Raw genomic sequence first — 14956 nt, 5'->3', positions numbered from 1 at the left:
GTTTTCGGCTCCTCAGTTACCGGAGATGGGGCGGGACAGTTCGTTACCGGTGACGCCCGGGGGCGGGCCGGAGCCGTTGTCGGGGACGTTGGGCCGGGGAGCGTTGGCCGAGCCGCGCACCTGCAGGGCCGGGTTGTCGGTCACGCAGTAGTTGTACAGGCGGACGCGGGTGTCGGCGATATCGGTCGGCGCCACGGGGATCGTCTTGTAGTCGCAGGTCGGGCGCGGCCAGGGATCGATGAGGGTGTGATAGCTGCCGTCGTGAGCGGGCACGCCCAGTGCCTGGATGCCTTGTCGCAGTGCGGGAAACAGCGCTTCGATGGCCGGCTGACGCAATTTGGCCGCCTTGGTGATGGCGACGAAGTTGATCACCAGATCGGTCATCGGATCCTGATTCTGTGTGACGACCCCACCGAGGGTGGCCAGCTCGCCCGGTCCCTGGTCCAGCAGTTTGCGAATCTCCCCGTCGGCCGCGCCGGCCTGCTGGAACAGCGCGGTGCCGCGCGCGGTCAGAGTGCTCAGATCCGGTTGCGCGTGCTGGGTGGTGTCGGCGATGACCTCGAGGTTCTCGATCAGCTGCCGGGTCTGCGGCAGCAGATTGCTCAATCCCGCTGTGGCCGTGCTGATTCCGGCGATCATGTTGCGCATCTTGTCCGGGCCGCTGGCCAGCGCCTCGTCCAGCTCGTCGATCACGACGTCCAGCCGGTCCGGATTCATTCCGCTGATCAGCCCGCTCATATCGGTCAGCACGTTCTGAATCGGGACGGGCACGCTGGTGCGCGCGCGTTCGACGGTCGAGCCGTCGGTCAGGTAGGGACCGGTGTCGGCGTCGGGGCGGAAGTCCAGGTACTGCTCACCGGCAGCGGACAACCGGCCAACGTGTACGGTGCCGCCGATCGGGATCCTCGCACCCGCATCGATGGCGGCGACCGCCGTGATGCCGTCGCCCGAGACGCGCACATCGCTCACCTTGCCGATGCGGGTGCCGCGGAAGGTGACGTCGTCGCCGGGCAGCAGTCCGCCGGAGTTCGCCAGATCCACGGTGACGTGGAAGGTGCGCGCAAAGGGGTGCAAGCGCAGCACTTCCCGGCCCAGATAGCCTGATCCGAGCACCAACACCAGGATCAGTCCGAAATTGGCCAGGACGACGCGCCTGCGCACCAGCCATTGCCACAGCGGCGGATTCATCGCGCACCGCCCTGCACCGGAACCCCCGGAATCGGTGATGGGAGCGCGGGATTCGTTGTGCTGGAGGGTGTTCCGGGAACAGCCTGCGGGGGACTGGTGACGCGTCCGAACACCTTCGCCAGCACCTGCGCGAGACTGCCGATGAACGCGGGCACATCACCGACCTCGGGCCAGCGGCTGCCCTTCGGATCGGTCAGCGCGCCGACGCTCAGATAGGAAACCGTCGCCGCGACCGCGAGAACCGGTCCGCGCAGACTCGCCATCAGCGAGGGATACAGCGTGTGCAGTTCGGCGAGCGACTGGGTGAAATTGTCGCCCATCTGGGTGAATCCGGACATCAGCTGCTGAATGCTGTCGAACAGGCTCAGGAATTGCGGTCCGGTGGTTTCGGTGAAATCGCCCATCGCGTCCATCGTGGTCGCCACCTTGGTGGTCAGGTCCACGATGCGCTGGTCGTTCTCGTCGAACAGGCCGAGCAGTTTCGGAAACGTATCGGCCGCCGCGCCGAGTTCGGCCTTGTGCCTTGCCAATTCGCCGGACAGTGCGTTCATCCCGGCGAGCGCGCCGTCGATATCGCCGGTGCGCTTGTTCAGATCGGTGATCACGGTGGTCAGCTCGGACAGCAGATGCGCCAGTTCCGGTGCGCGCCCGCCGAACATGGAGTTCATCTCCGCGGTGATCTGCGCCGCCTGATTGATGCCGCCGCCGTTGACCAGCATGGCGATCGACATCATCAGCTGCTCCACCGAGGCCGCGGTGCCGGTCCGATCCAGGCCGATCGTCGCGCCCGGCTTCAGCTCGGGGCCGGCCTGCTGCGCGGTGGGCAGCGTCATCGCGACGAACATGTCCCCGAGCGGGGTGGCCTGGCGCAACTCGGCCGTGGTGCCGGTGGGGAGCCGGATGTCGTCGCGGATCCGCATCTGCACGTCGGCGATGAAATTCGTGGTCGTGATCCCGGTGACGGTGCCGATATCACTGCCGCCGATCCGGACGTGCGCGTGGTCCGGCAGGTTGAGCGCGTCCTGGAAGGCGGCGTGCAGGGTGTAGCCGGGCCCGCCGATACCGGGTTTGGGCATCGGCAGGTTCTGCACCGTCACCGCACAACTCGACGCGCCGCACAGTGCGGCGGCCGTCACCAGCGCGGCCGCGGCCCGGACTCGGATGTGTCGCATCATTTTCTCGTGATCCCCAGCAGTGCGGCGGTGAGCCCGAAATCCGGGCCGAAATCTTCGATCTTGCCGGTGCGGCAGCCGTCCAGGCGCATCTGCACGCGTTCGCAGAACGTCGAGAGCGCCTCGCCGTCGAGCAAGGATTTGTCCAGCAGGCCGTGCAGGCGCAGCGCCTGATGTTCGGTGCTGGTCGCGTTGGCCAGGTTCTGGAACATCAGCGGGCCGACGTCCACGACCTCGGTGAGATTGCGTGCGTTGGCGCGCATCTGGTTGCTGATGGCCACGAACCGGTTCAGCGCACCGGCCAGTTGGTCCTTGTTCTGCCCCACCACGGACGAGGTGTTGGTGACGAACGCGTCGAGCTGTGCGAGCACGGCCTGCAGACCGGGCGCCTGACGTCCGAGCAGATCCACCAGTTCGGTGAGCCTGCCGCTGAAATCCCGTACCGTCGAGTCGTTCTGGGCGATCACCTGGGTGATGTCGTTCAGTTTGACGATGGTCTCGGAGATCTGGTCCTTGTTCGCCAGAGTGGTCTGGAAGGCCGAGGACAGATCGTCGAGGGTCTGATGCAGCTTGTCCCCGTTGCCGTTCAGCAGCGGGAACAGGACCCGGCTCGCCATCGGCCCGGTCTGGTCGTCCCCCTTCAACGCCGTGCCGATCTGGTCGAACGTCTGCAGGATGCGATCGAGTTCGACCGGAGTCCTGGTGCGCGGCAGCGGAATATGGGCGTTCTCGGCCAGCACGGGACCGGAACCCGAATACGCGGGCGACAATTCGATGTGCCGGTTGGTGATCAACTGCGGATTCACCAGCGCGGCCATGGCATCGGCGGGAATCTGCACGCCAGGATCGATACTCATCGTCACCTGGACGAAACTGCCCTGGGCCTCGACCGAGTCGACCTTGCCGACCGGCACTCCCAGCACGTCCACCTCGTTACCGGCGTACAGCCCGGCGACGTTCTCGAAATCGGCGCTGATGTGCCGGTGCGAGCCCAGATACTGACCCGACATCGAACTCAGGCTGCCCGGTAGCAGCGAGCATCCCGAGGCCAGCCCGGTCAGCGCGCAGACCGCGGCGAGTTTTACCAGTGCGCGCACTCTCATCACTTGCACCCCTGTACGGCGTGTGCGAAACACAGCCAGTTGTCCGGGAACACCCACGGCGCGTAGACATCTCCGTACGGGCCGTTGCCGAGCACATTGTTGAACTGACGCAGGGTGACCGGCATGATCTGGTACAGCCGGTCCAGGTTGTCCTTGTTCTTCTGCAGGCCCTCGGACATCGTGTTCAGATCGCGAATCGTCTGGCCGAGTTGGGAATTGTTCTCCAGACCCATGTCCTGGAAGAGCTTCGACAGGGCCGCGACATTGTCCAGCAACCGCTTCAGCAGGGCCTGGCGTTTCTGCACCGCCGCGCCGATCGCCTCGCCGCGGGTGAGCAGCATCAGCACGCTGTTCTGGTTGTCCGCGGCCAGTTTCGAGACCGAGTCCATCCCCTTCAGCAGCGAGTCGACCTCGCCCTTGCGGTCGTTGATCACCTTGGCCAGCTCGCCGATGCTGTTCAGCGCCTGCACCGCCAGCTGCGGAGAATTGCCCATCTGCTTGTCGAGGGCGTCCAGCGCGGTGCGCATCTGCTGCGGGTCGAGCTGCTCGATGCGGTCGAAAGAGTTCTTGTACTCCGGATCCCGGATGACCTTGCTCAGATTGTACGGGACGCTGGTGTTGCTCAGGCGGATCGTGTTGTCCGGCAGTCCCTTTCCGTTGCCTGGTGTGAGATCGACGTGCAGCCGGCCCAGGATGGTCTCCAGTTTGATCGCAGCTTTCGCGTCGGGGCCCAGCCGCAGGTCGCGACGCACTCGCAGGTCCGCGACGACCTTGGTCCCCGCGAGCCGGAGCGCACGCACCGAACCCACCTCGATACCCGAGACGTCCACGGTCGCGCCCGCGCGCAGACCGGCCGCCTGCTGGAATTCGGCGTGAATCGTCTTGTCCCCCAGCTTGACCTGGGTCAACGCACTGGAACCCACCAGCAGGACAACCACGACGGCAGCCGCGAGCAGGCCCAGCCGCAGGAACTTGTTGCCGAGGAATCCGGGCAGTCGCACCGGCCGCGGTCGGGGCAGCGGTATTCGTGCCATCATCGGCACACCTCCGAATGTGAGTTGCCGCCGACCTGGGAGAACAGCCCCGGCGGGAGCAGCACACCCCACAGCGAGACGTCCAGGCTGCACAGATAGGCATTGCCGTAGGCGCCGTTGCCGGAGAACTGCGCCACCCGGTTGAGGAAGTTCGGCAGTTCGACCGCCGCGTTGTCCAGCGCCGCGCCGTTGGTCAACAGCAGTGCGATACCGCTGGTGGCCTTGTTCTGCGCGGCGGCCACACCGGGTTTGACCTGTGAGATGAGCCCGACCAGCGAATCGGTCGACGCGGCCACCCGATCGACCGAACTCTTCAACGCGGAGCCCTGTGCGTACAGGCCGTCCATCAGCGAACGGGTCTGGGTGATCAGCGTTTCCAGGTCGCCGCTGCGGTGCGCGAGGCCGCTGATGACCGAGCTGAGGTTGGTCACCACGTCGCCGAGGATCTTGTCGCGCTGACCGAAGGTGGTGGCCAACTGCGCGGCCTGGGTGATCAGCTCGCTCATCGATACGTCGTTACCCTGCAAGGCCTGAATGAGCGTCTTGGACAACGAATTCACCTGATCGGGCTGGAGTACCGAGAACAGCGGCTCGAATCCGGACAGCAGCGCCGAGACGTCGAAGGACGGTTCGGTGTGCTGGACCGGGATCGTTCCGCCCGGCGCCAGCGGCGTACCGGGTTCCGGGCCGGGCATGAGCGCGATGTACCGCTGGCCGATCAGATTCTGATACCGCACCAGAGCCTTGGTGGTATCGGTCGGATGCTGATCGGATTCGATCCGGAAATCCACCTTGGCCTGGTAATCGTCACCGAAATCGATCTTGTCGACCCGGCCCACCCGGACCCCGGCCATCCGGATGTCGTCGCCGACCCGCAGGCCGAGCACATCGGTGAAGATCGCCGAATAGCTCTGCGTCGTACCGGAAACCGACCGTTGCAGAGTCGAGTACATGGTGTAGGTGAGCAGCACCGCGACGATCGCGAAAAGGCCGAATCCGGCTGCCGTCTTGCCCGATCTCATCGCGCCGCACCGCCTTCGCTCACCGTCAGGTGTCCGCCCGAGAGCACCGGGCCCAGGAGCAGTACCTGCGCCATGTTCGGTCTGCCGCCGACCACCGCGTCGACCGCGGCCATACCACGCAGCGATGCGGGATGCGTTGCGCCGGAGTCGGTTCGGTCGTGATCGGCCGCCGGTGCGGTGATACCGGGAATCCGGGGGAGGCCGGGCAGCTGCGCCGCACCGGGCAGCAGCGGCTGTGCCGGTCCGGGGACCGCGGCGGCCGGAGCCGGCGCCGGCAGCGGTTTCGGCCCGGCCGCGTCGAGCCACTGCGGGAGCATCGAGGCCGGATACTGCTGCGGCGGTGCGACGGCCGGGACGCTGGGCCCGCCGCAGCGGGGGCCGCGCAGACTGCCGTAGTGCGGGCAATCCTTGGCCGTGTACTGCTGGAACGGGGTGAAGGTGACGTCCATCGTCCACACCATCTGTTTCTGCGGGCCGTAATGGAAAGCCGCCTGCAACCGCCGCAGCGCGGTGTTGAGATTCGCGGCGGTGAACGGGATGGCCTGCGGGTCCCCGGCGAGGCTGCCGAACAGGCCGTCCAGACCTGAGACCAGGTATTTACCGGAATTGGGATTCCGGGCGAACAGGGCGTTCACCGAATCGACCGCACCGGACGCATTCGTCAGCAGCGCAACGAGATTCGAGCGCTTCTCGGTCAGGGTCCGCGCGGTGGTGACCGACTGCGCCAGTACACCCACCAGATCCGGCGCCGATTGGCTCAGCGCCTGCGAGGCCCGGCCCAGATTGCCGAGCAGATCGCCGATGTGCGGGATGTCGTGCACCTGGGTGAGCCAGGTGTCCAGGCGCTCGACCGTGGAGCCGGGGGCGCGGGCGGAGGGGTCCAGTGCCGCGGACAACGTCGCCAGCACCCGGCCCAGTTTCTCGGGTTGGATCTTGTCCAGCACGTTGCGCAGCGTGTCCAGGGTGGTCTGCAAGGCGATCGTGGGCGCCCCGGTGTCCTCGGCGATGGTCATCCCGCTGTGCAGGGTGGCCGTGTCCGGTCCGTTGTCGACCAGTTCGATCGCGGTCACGCCGAAGATGTTGCTGGGTATGGCGCGTGCGGTCACGTTGGCCGGAATCGTCTCGGCCACAGCCGGTTTCAGATTTATCAGGGCACGTTGCCGGACCCCCGCGGCGACCACGTCCACAGAATCGACCGTGCCGACCAGCATGCCGCGGAACTTCACGTCGGCATGCGCGGGCAGTCCGTCTCCGGTGCTGGTGAGCATCGCGGTGACCGGCACCTTCTCGGTGAAATGGCCGGTGTAGCGCAACATCAGCAGATACAGCAACCCGGCCAGCGCCAGGATCATCGCGATGCCCGCCAGACCGAGCCGGCGGGCGGTGGCGCCTCTGCCGCTGGGATCGAGAATCATCGCCGCACCCCCTACCCCGAGATCCGGAAGCCGGGGTCGATACCCCAGATCGACAGGGTCAGAAACAGATCCGCGAAGACCGTCACGACGATCACCATCTTGATCGCGCGCCCGGCCGCGGTGCCCACGCCCTCCGGGCCGCCGGTGGCCACGAAGCCGTAATAGCACTGGATGAACGTGGCCAGCAGCGTGAACAGTACGACCTTCAGCAGCGAGTAGAACAGGTCGTGCCCGATCAGGAACTGGTAGAAGTAGTGGTCGTAGGTTCCCGCGGTGGTGCCGCCGAGGAACAGCACGGTGAGTTTGGTGGCCAGGTATGCCGCGGCCAGGCCGATGCTGTAGAGCGGCACGATGGTCACCGTCGCGGCGATCATCCGGGTGCTCACCAGATACGGAAGTGGCCGGATGGCAATGGATTCCAGCGCGTCGATCTCCTCGGAGATGCGCATCGAACCCAGCTGTGCGGTGAAGCGGCAGCCGGACTGGATCGCGAAGGCCAGGGTGGCCAGGATCGGCGCGAGTTCGCGGGTCGTCGCGAATCCGGAGATCGCGCCGGTCAGCGGGCTCATTGTGAGCAGGTTCAGCGCCGTGAACGACTCCATCCCGACGATGATCCCGCCGAACGCGCACAGGATGAACACCACGCCGATGGTGCCGCCGCCGGCGATCAGCGACCCGTTGCCCCAGCCCACGTCGGCGGTCAGCCGCGCGACCTCGCGGCGATAGTGCCTGAGCGCGAACGGAATTCCCGCCGCTGCGCGGAAGAACGTGATCGCCTGATGGCCGAGCCGCTGGTTCGCCTGGACCGGCGCCATCGCGACCGTGCCGACCGCTCGTAGCGGTCGCACCGCGGGCGGTGTGTAGCTACTGGCCACCTCAGACCACCTTCGACGGGAGCAGCGTGTTGTCGAGCTGGGTGAGAATGATGTTGGTCGCGAACAACATCAGCGCCGAACTCACGACCGCGGAGTTGACCGCGTTGGCCACCCCGCCGGGGCCACCGTGGGCATGTAGTCCGATGTCGCAGGCGATGATCGCGGTCAGCACCCCGAAGATCGCGGCCTTGGTCAGTGCGACGAGCAGATCGTCGGCGACTGCGAACGAGGCGAACGAGCCGATGAACGAGCCCGGCGTACCGGACTGCGCGTAGACGTTGAACATGTACGCGGTGGCGAAGCCGACGAAAACCACGAAACCGCACAGCAGCATGCTCACCAGCACCGCCGCCGCCATCCGTGGCGCGACCAGCCGACGTATCGGATCCACGCCCATCACCATCATCGCGTCGATCTCCTCGCGAATGGTGCGCGAGCCGAGATCGGCGCAGATGGCCGAACCCACCGCGCCCGCGATCATCAGCGCGGACACCAGCGGAGCGCCCTGGCGGATGATGCCCAGGCCCGCGACCGCACCGATGAACGTCGTCGCCCCGACCTGGTTGACCAGCGCACCGACCTGGATCGAGACCACCACCGCGATCGGAATGGCGACGAAAACCGTTGGCGCGGCGGACACATTGGCCATGAAGGCGCACTGCTTGACGAACTCTCGATACGGAAATCGCCGCTGTACCAGGGAGAGCACCAGTTGGATGACGGCATCACGGCCGAGCATCACCTGGCGGCCGAGGGTTTCGAGGGACTGTTGCGGATGGCGTCGCCACAGACCGTTCACCGCATCAGTGATCCGCCGCAGCTCGCCCTCCGCAGGTGGGTAGGGGCGCTGCGAGGGCGGCAGCGACTGCTCGGGAACCGGGGTCCGGGTCCGCACAACAGGATTGGCCTTCGTTCGGCCACCGAGAATCCTGATCGCGATCACCAGGATGTCGATGAGCCACACCAGCGCCAGCATTACGTCATGCACACATTCGAGAAGGTGAGCACGGGCCAGCACACGATGGATCCGAGGAACGAGACCACGACGTCGATCCCGTGCATGTTCCGCAGATGGGCGGTGTGGGTGAGGCTCCAGATCACCCCGACGATCCCGTACGGGATGCCGAGCAGGATCAGCGTGCCCACGAACTCCGAGACCCGCATCTCGTAGCTCAGTAGCCGGTCGAGCCGTTTCAACATGGTGGTGTCCGTCCTTTCGGATGCGGGGCGGTCGCTGCGGAAGGCGACTGCCCGCGGTTGCGTATGTTACGGACTATTCTCATCGGAATGGAAGGCTTTGCCTCAGATTTTCTCGATCGGTCCGCAGATCTTCGGGTATATGGCTCGCTCAGCGAAAACAGCCAGATAGATAAGTTGTCGATGATTCTTGTAGAAATTCTGTCCGGTTCCGGTCCGTTCGGGGTGCGGTCGCCGCTATGCTCGGCGACTGTGCCGGTAGTTTCGAGCGCAGCGCCGGCGGCTGCGAGAAGGGTGGGGTGGCGATGACCGCTGCACGGGCGTTCGAGCCCTCCGATGTCGAGCCGTTGACCGTCGAGCAGACCCGGATCCACATCCCGGACGGACATCGACTGGAATCCAAACGTCCGCCGCGACTGGGTGACGCGCTGGACTTCTGGCAATTCGCCGGTGCCGCGGCCAATGTCGCGATGCAGATGTCGCGACCGGGGGTCGGACACGGTGTCGCGGACAGCAAGGTCGAATCCGGTGCGTTGATGGTCCGCCCGTGGAAACGCTTGCGTACCACCGCCTCCTACCTCGCGGTCGCGGTTCTGGGGTCCGAGCAGGAGAAGGCCGCCTTCCGCGATGCGGTGAACGTCGCGCACCGGCAGGTCAAGTCCGAACCCGGTGCGGCGGTCAAGTACAACGCGTTCGACCGGGATCTGCAGCTGTGGGTGGCGGCGTGCCTGTACATCGGATTCGAGGATTCGTACCAGCTGCTGCACGGCAGGATGAGCGCCGAGGAGGCCGAGGCGTTCTATCGGACGTCGTCGCCGCTGGGCACGACTTTGCAGGTGCCGCAGAATATGTGGCCGTCCACGCGCGCCGAGTTCGATGTGTACTGGAACGAGGCGTGCCGGTCGGCGGTACTGGACGACAAGGTGCGCGCCTACATCGACGACCTGCTGAATCTGCGGATGATCCACTGGTATCTGCGGGTGTTCTTCGGCGGTCTGCTGCGCTTTCTGACCGCCGGATTCCTCGGACCCTACTTCCGTGAGCAGATGGGCGTGCGCTGGCGTCCGATCGATCAGCGCCGGTTCGAGAACCTGTTCGCATTCGTGGGATTCGTCAACCGGTTCATCCCTCGATTCGTGCGGTTCGCACCCACGTATGTGCTGATGTACGACGTGCGCAGGCGAATGCGCAAGCATCGCGCTATGATCTGAAAAGCGTGCTGTCACAATCTTTTACGTGATGGCATGGGTCGCGGACCGGTCTCGAAAGCGCATCGATTCGACCCGGCGCCCTGGTTCGCCGGGGGCGACGCATCGTAGGCTGCGCTGCGAATCTTCCAACCCTGATGAACGGAGTCCTGATCGATGCGCACGGTGAAGCTGGAGCGCACCATCCGGGCACCCCTCGCCGATGTATTCGAATGGCTCACCGATGCCACCAATTTCCAGCGCGTGCCGATCATCCGCCGGGTGACGCCGGTGCGCCCTGGCGATCTGGTCGAGCACGGCGTCGGCGCGGTGCGGCTGCTGGTAACGCCGCTGGTCCGGGTCACCGAGGAGATCGTCGAATACGATCCGCCGCGCCTGATCCGCTACAAACTGCTCAGCTCCTACCCGCCGATGCGAGTCCAGGACGGTTCGCTGGAGTTCAAGGAGACCGAGGGCGGCGCCTGGATTCGCTGGACGGCGCATTTCGAGGTCGCGGCACCGCTTTTCGCCGACGTGTGGACCGCGGGCATGGCTCCGATGGTCCTCGCCGGAATTCGCAGCGTGCTCGTCACCGCCGAGAAGGAACTGCGCCGGCACTGAGGCGTCGAATGGGCCGGCGAATGGCGCTGTCTGCGCATCCGGGGGTCGTATTGTGGATGCACCCGGTGATTCGGCAGGTGCGGCGTGTTCCGCATGGCGCTCATCGACGAGCGGTCGTGCGGGCTCGCTGCCGGGTCGCCGGGGTGACGCGCGGTCGGCGAACGTGCGATGGATTGCCGGTGCAGGAAGGCGAGTTGATCAGTGATGCAGCCGCAATGGGTGCCCGAGGACAGTGATGTCGCGAAGGCGCGAATCACCGATTTCGCGCGATTCGTGACCGATCGCACCGGAACCGAATTCGCGGACTACTACGCGCTGTGGGAGTGGTCGGTCCGCGATCCGGACGGCTTCTGGGGTGCGCTCTGGGAGTATTTCGGCCTCGGGCCCGCGCCCGAGCAAGTGCTTGCCAATCCGGAAATGCCTGGGGCGCAATGGTTTCCGCAGACGCGGTTGAATTATGTGGATCAGGTCGTACGGCAGGCGCGCACCGACAGGCCGGCGATCCTCTCGGCTACCGAGGGCGGTGCGCTCACGGCGGTGTCCTGGCGCGAGTTGCTCGGCCGGACAGCGGCTTTCGCGCGCACGCTGCGCGAACACGGGGTGGTGCCCGGTGACCGGGTGATCGGCTATCTCCCCGATATCGCCGAGACGGTGATCGCCTTCCTGGCCACGGCATCGATCGGCGCGGTGTGGAGCGCGTGCGGACAGGACTATTCGGCCAAGGCCGCGCTGGATCGGCTCGGCCAGCTCGAACCGGTGGTGCTCGTGACCGCCGACGGTTACCGGTACGGCGGCAGGAGTCACGACAAACGCGAGGATATCGCCGCGCTGCGAGCGGGCCTGCCGGGGCTGCGGGCGACGGTCGTGGTGTCCCGCCTCGGCGGGGAGATACCCGATTCGCTGGACTGGGCGCGGGTCAGCGCACCCGGCGAAGCCGAAATCGTCACCGAGGCAGTGGCATTCGACCATCCGCTGTGGATCCTGTTCTCCTCGGGCACGACCGGCCTCCCCAAGGGTATCGTGCACGGTCACGGCGGCGTACTGGTCGAACACCTGAAAGCTACTGCCCTGCAATCGGATATCGGCCCGGACGACGTGTTCTTCTGGTACACCAGCCCGTCCTGGATGATGTGGAACTTCCAGGTCGCCGGACTGCTGGTGGGCGCGACCATCGTCTGCTACGACGGCAGTCCCGCCTATCCGGCGCCGGACGCGCTGTGGGACATCGCCGCTCGCACGCACACCACCGTGCTGGGCACGAGCCCCGGCTACGTGCTCGCCTGCATCAAGGCAGGGGTGCGGCCGAGTAGGGACCATGACTTGACGGCGCTGCGCACGGTCGGGATCACCGGCGCCTCGCTGCCGGAATCCTCCTCGCTGTGGCTCGGGGAGAACGTCGGCGAACATGTGCAGGTGTCCTCGATCAGCGGCGGAACCGATGTGGTCTCGGCGTTCATCGGCGGTGCGCCGAACGTTCCGGTGTGGCCCGGCGAGCTGTCGGTGCCGTTCCTGGGGGTGGCGCTGGACGCCTGGGACGAGTCCGGCAAGCCGGTGCGCGGCGAGGTCGGTGAGCTGGTGATCACCGCGCCGATGCCATCGATGCCGATTCGGTTCTGGCACGATATGGACGGATCACGTTATCGCGCAGCCTATTTCGAGATGTTTCCCGGCGTGTGGCGGCACGGCGACTGGATCACCGTCACCGACCGGCGCAGTGTCGTGGTGCACGGCCGGTCCGATTCGACCTTGAATCGGCACGGTATCCGGATGGGCTCGGCCGATATCTATCAGGCCGTGGAATCGCTGCCCGAGATCGCCGAGGCGCTGGTGATCGGCGCCGAACAACCCGACGGCGGCTATTGGATGCCGCTGTTCGTGGTCCTGGCTCCGGGCGCCGAACTCACCGACGAACTTCGCGACCGGATCAGATCAGTGATCCGCGCCGATGTCTCACCGCGCCACGTGCCGGACGAGATCATCCTCGCCCCCGGCGTCCCGCACACCCGCACCGGCAAGAAACTCGAGGTGCCGATCAAGAAGTTGTTCCAGGGTGCGCAGGCCGATCGGGTCGTGGAACGCACCGCGGTCGACGACCCCGCGCTGCTGGACTGGTACTCGGCGGTTCGGATGCCGGGCGCCGCCGGCTAGCGCTCCTCGCCGCGGGGCGCAGACCACCGGCGTGCCGTCCGCCGCGATCCGGCCCTGGTTGGCGAGCATTCGCGATCGCGGTGGTAACAACTCGGCTGCTGGGGCAGACGGCGCTGCGCGGCCCGCGATCGTGGGTCTCCCGTCAGGCGGCGAGTTCGGTGTCGGCGGCGGTGAGTCGCCCGTCGACCATGCGGTATACGGCATCCATCCGGTGCAGGTGGGCACGGTCGTGGGTGACCAGGAGGGTGGGAGCGGCGCGGTCGCGGACGATGCCCAGGATGAGGTCCATGACGGCGGCGCCGCGTTCGGAGTCCAGGGCGCTGGTGGGTTCGTCGATGACGAGCAGCTCCGGGTCGTTCATCAGCGCGCGGGCGATATCGATGCGCTGACGTTGCCCGCCGGACAGCTGGGACGGGCGCTTGTGTCCGTGGCCCGACAGGCCGACGGCATCGAGCAGATTCGCTGCCCTGCCACGTATTTCGCTGCTCGTGCGGTACCTGCCGGTGCCTCGGTCGCCGAGATGGGCCATCACCTCGAGCTGTTCGGCCGCGGTGAGCGAGGGGATGAGATTGGGTTGCTGGAAGACGATGCCGATCCGCCGGCGTCGCAGCGCGGCGGCCTCGCGCCGGTTCAGTTCCGTCAGATCGACTGTGCTGCCGTGGGTTTCGATCAGCACCCGGCCGGAGTCCGGGCGCAGCAGCGTGGCCGTCACGGCCAGCAGGCTGGACTTTCCCGAACCGGACGGCCCGGTGATGGCGGCGATCCGGCCGCCGTGCACTCGCAGATTCACCGAATCGAGGGCAGTGACGCGTTCGCTGCCGTCCGGATAGGTGAGCGTGACGTTGTCGAGGGTCAAAGTGGTCATCGAGAACTCCTGTGCTTCAACGTGTCCGGTCGAGAGCGGTGAGCGGGTCGGCGGTGGCCACGAACCGCAGGGCGACCGCCGCACCCAGCAGGCCCAAGGCGATCAGCACCGCGCCCGGCGCGAGAGTCGTTGCGGCACTGAGCACGAACGGCATCGCAGTGCCGAGCATGGTCCCGGCGAGCGAGGTGCAGGCCAGACCGATGCCGACGCCGGTCAGCAATACGATCAGCGCCTGACCGAGGGCATCGGCGACGAGGGAGCCGGTGGTCGCGCCCAGGGCCTTCAATATCGCGATATCGGCGGTTCGCTGAATCGTCCACACCGTGAAGAAGGCCCCTATGACCAGCGCGGATATCGCGTACAGCAGGATCGTCATCAGAGTGAGCGAGCTGTTCTCCGCGCGGTAGGAGCCGATTGCCCGCAGCGAGTCCGCCGCGCTGGTCGTGACGGTGTGCGCCGCGGCGTTCACCGCACTCGCCTCGGGCACGTCCGAGGCGAGCAGAATCGTCGCGGCGCCGCCGTGCGGAGTGAGGGCTTGCCAGTCGGTGAGCGTCATCCAGACGACCGGCGTGTGCGCGTACCAGTCGTCGCCGCCGATCGCGGTCACGGTGAAGATCGCATTTGCGAGCGTGATGTGGTCACCGGTCGTCGCGGACAGCTCCCGGGCCGCGGGCGCGCTCAGCACAACCGAGCCGGTATCGATTGCCGATCGATTGCCGAATGCGGCTCCCGCACTGCCGAACAGCGCAACTTGCACGGGCGGCCCGCCTTCCCGGCCGGCCCGGGCGCGGCTGATGCCGACCGGATCGGCGTGTGCGGCCTGCCGCCAGGTCCGTACCTGATCCGCGGTCAGCGCGGAGGAGTCGAAGGACGGCGCGGTCCCGGTGTCGGCGAAGACGACCGTATCGCCGGGCAGCTCGCGCAGGGCGGAGACGTTCTGCTGGGCCAGGCCGGAGGTGAGGCCGCTCAGGAAGCTGACAAGGACGGCGACCAGGACCACGACCAGCGTGATGAGCGCGAAACGGCCGCGCGCGGCCCGCAGGTCTCTCAGTGCGACGAACATGTTCTCACCGTGCCCGGCTGCCCGGCTCGGCACATCGGCGGTGCGATCGAATCCGTGACCGGCCGA

General features: G+C 66.5%; 14 protein-coding genes. 3 read left to right on the top strand and 11 right to left on the bottom strand.

The window, feature by feature from the left end; translation table 11 throughout:
• Positions 1-12 precede the first annotated feature (12 nt).
• From AC5WS7_RS22445 to AC5WS7_RS22405, 9 genes are all read right to left on the bottom strand, one after another.
• Complete coding sequence (locus AC5WS7_RS22445) at positions 13-1188, bottom strand: MlaD family protein (protein WP_495956529.1); 1176 nt, start codon at positions 1186-1188, stop codon at positions 13-15.
• Entirely contained in the window at positions 1185-2360 is a 1176-nt protein-coding gene (locus AC5WS7_RS22440; protein WP_495956528.1) for an MCE family protein, read from the bottom strand. The genes AC5WS7_RS22445 and AC5WS7_RS22440 overlap by 4 nt, the downstream gene beginning before the upstream one ends.
• Entirely contained in the window at positions 2360-3463 is a 1104-nt protein-coding gene (locus AC5WS7_RS22435; protein ID WP_495956527.1) for an MCE family protein, read from the bottom strand. Before AC5WS7_RS22435 ends, AC5WS7_RS22440 begins: the two co-directional genes overlap by 1 nt.
• Positions 3463-4500 carry an MCE family protein gene (locus AC5WS7_RS22430; RefSeq protein ID WP_495956526.1) on the bottom strand — a complete coding sequence of 346 codons (1038 nt, stop codon included), beginning with the start codon at positions 4498-4500 and terminating at the stop codon, positions 3463-3465. Before AC5WS7_RS22430 ends, AC5WS7_RS22435 begins: the two co-directional genes overlap by 1 nt.
• Positions 4497-5519, bottom strand: a complete 1023-nt coding sequence (locus AC5WS7_RS22425) for an MlaD family protein (RefSeq protein WP_495956525.1) — start codon at positions 5517-5519, stop codon at positions 4497-4499. Before AC5WS7_RS22425 ends, AC5WS7_RS22430 begins: the two co-directional genes overlap by 4 nt.
• Positions 5516-6934, bottom strand: a complete 1419-nt coding sequence (locus AC5WS7_RS22420) for an MlaD family protein (RefSeq protein WP_495956524.1) — start codon at positions 6932-6934, stop codon at positions 5516-5518. The genes AC5WS7_RS22425 and AC5WS7_RS22420 overlap by 4 nt, the downstream gene beginning before the upstream one ends.
• Positions 6935-6945: 11 nt before the next feature.
• The gene (locus AC5WS7_RS22415; protein WP_495956523.1) at positions 6946-7809 is read right to left on the bottom strand and encodes an ABC transporter permease; all 864 of its coding nucleotides are present in this window, start codon (positions 7807-7809) and stop codon (positions 6946-6948) included.
• 1 nt (position 7810) lies between these two features.
• Entirely contained in the window at positions 7811-8620 is an 810-nt protein-coding gene (locus AC5WS7_RS22410; RefSeq protein WP_495956805.1) for an MlaE family ABC transporter permease, read from the bottom strand.
• 164 nt (positions 8621-8784) lie between these two features.
• Positions 8785-9009, bottom strand: coding sequence for a hypothetical protein (locus AC5WS7_RS22405; RefSeq protein ID WP_495956522.1), 225 nt, complete (start codon positions 9007-9009; stop codon positions 8785-8787).
• 302 nt (positions 9010-9311) lie between these two features.
• Here AC5WS7_RS22405 and AC5WS7_RS22400 point away from each other — a divergent pair, with 302 nt between their 5' ends.
• The 3 genes from AC5WS7_RS22400 (at position 9312) to AC5WS7_RS22390 (ending at position 12962) form a co-directional block, all read left to right on the top strand.
• Positions 9312-10217: an oxygenase MpaB family protein gene (locus AC5WS7_RS22400; protein WP_495956521.1), complete on the top strand. Its 906-nt coding sequence runs from the start codon at positions 9312-9314 to the stop codon at positions 10215-10217.
• A 153-nt stretch (positions 10218-10370) separates the two neighbouring features.
• On the top strand, positions 10371-10814 hold the full coding sequence (locus AC5WS7_RS22395) for an SRPBCC family protein (protein ID WP_495956520.1): 444 nt from the start codon (positions 10371-10373) through the stop codon (positions 10812-10814).
• Positions 10815-11018: 204 nt separating this feature from the next.
• Complete coding sequence (locus AC5WS7_RS22390) at positions 11019-12962, top strand: acetoacetate--CoA ligase (RefSeq protein WP_495956804.1); 1944 nt, start codon at positions 11019-11021, stop codon at positions 12960-12962.
• A gap of 142 nt (positions 12963-13104) precedes the next feature.
• Here AC5WS7_RS22390 and AC5WS7_RS22385 read toward each other — a convergent pair whose 3' ends face one another.
• Complete coding sequence (locus tag AC5WS7_RS22385; protein ID WP_495956519.1) at positions 13105-13827, bottom strand: ABC transporter ATP-binding protein; 723 nt, start codon at positions 13825-13827, stop codon at positions 13105-13107.
• Between the two features lie 16 nt (positions 13828-13843).
• Positions 13844-14890, bottom strand: coding sequence for an ABC transporter permease (locus tag AC5WS7_RS22380; RefSeq protein ID WP_495956518.1), 1047 nt, complete (start codon positions 14888-14890; stop codon positions 13844-13846).
• Between the last annotated feature and the right edge of the window lie 66 nt (positions 14891-14956).

It is taken from the genome of Nocardia sp. PLKS1-43 (genome assembly GCF_059510335.1).
This window is presented reverse-complemented; position numbering and strand designations above follow the sequence as displayed.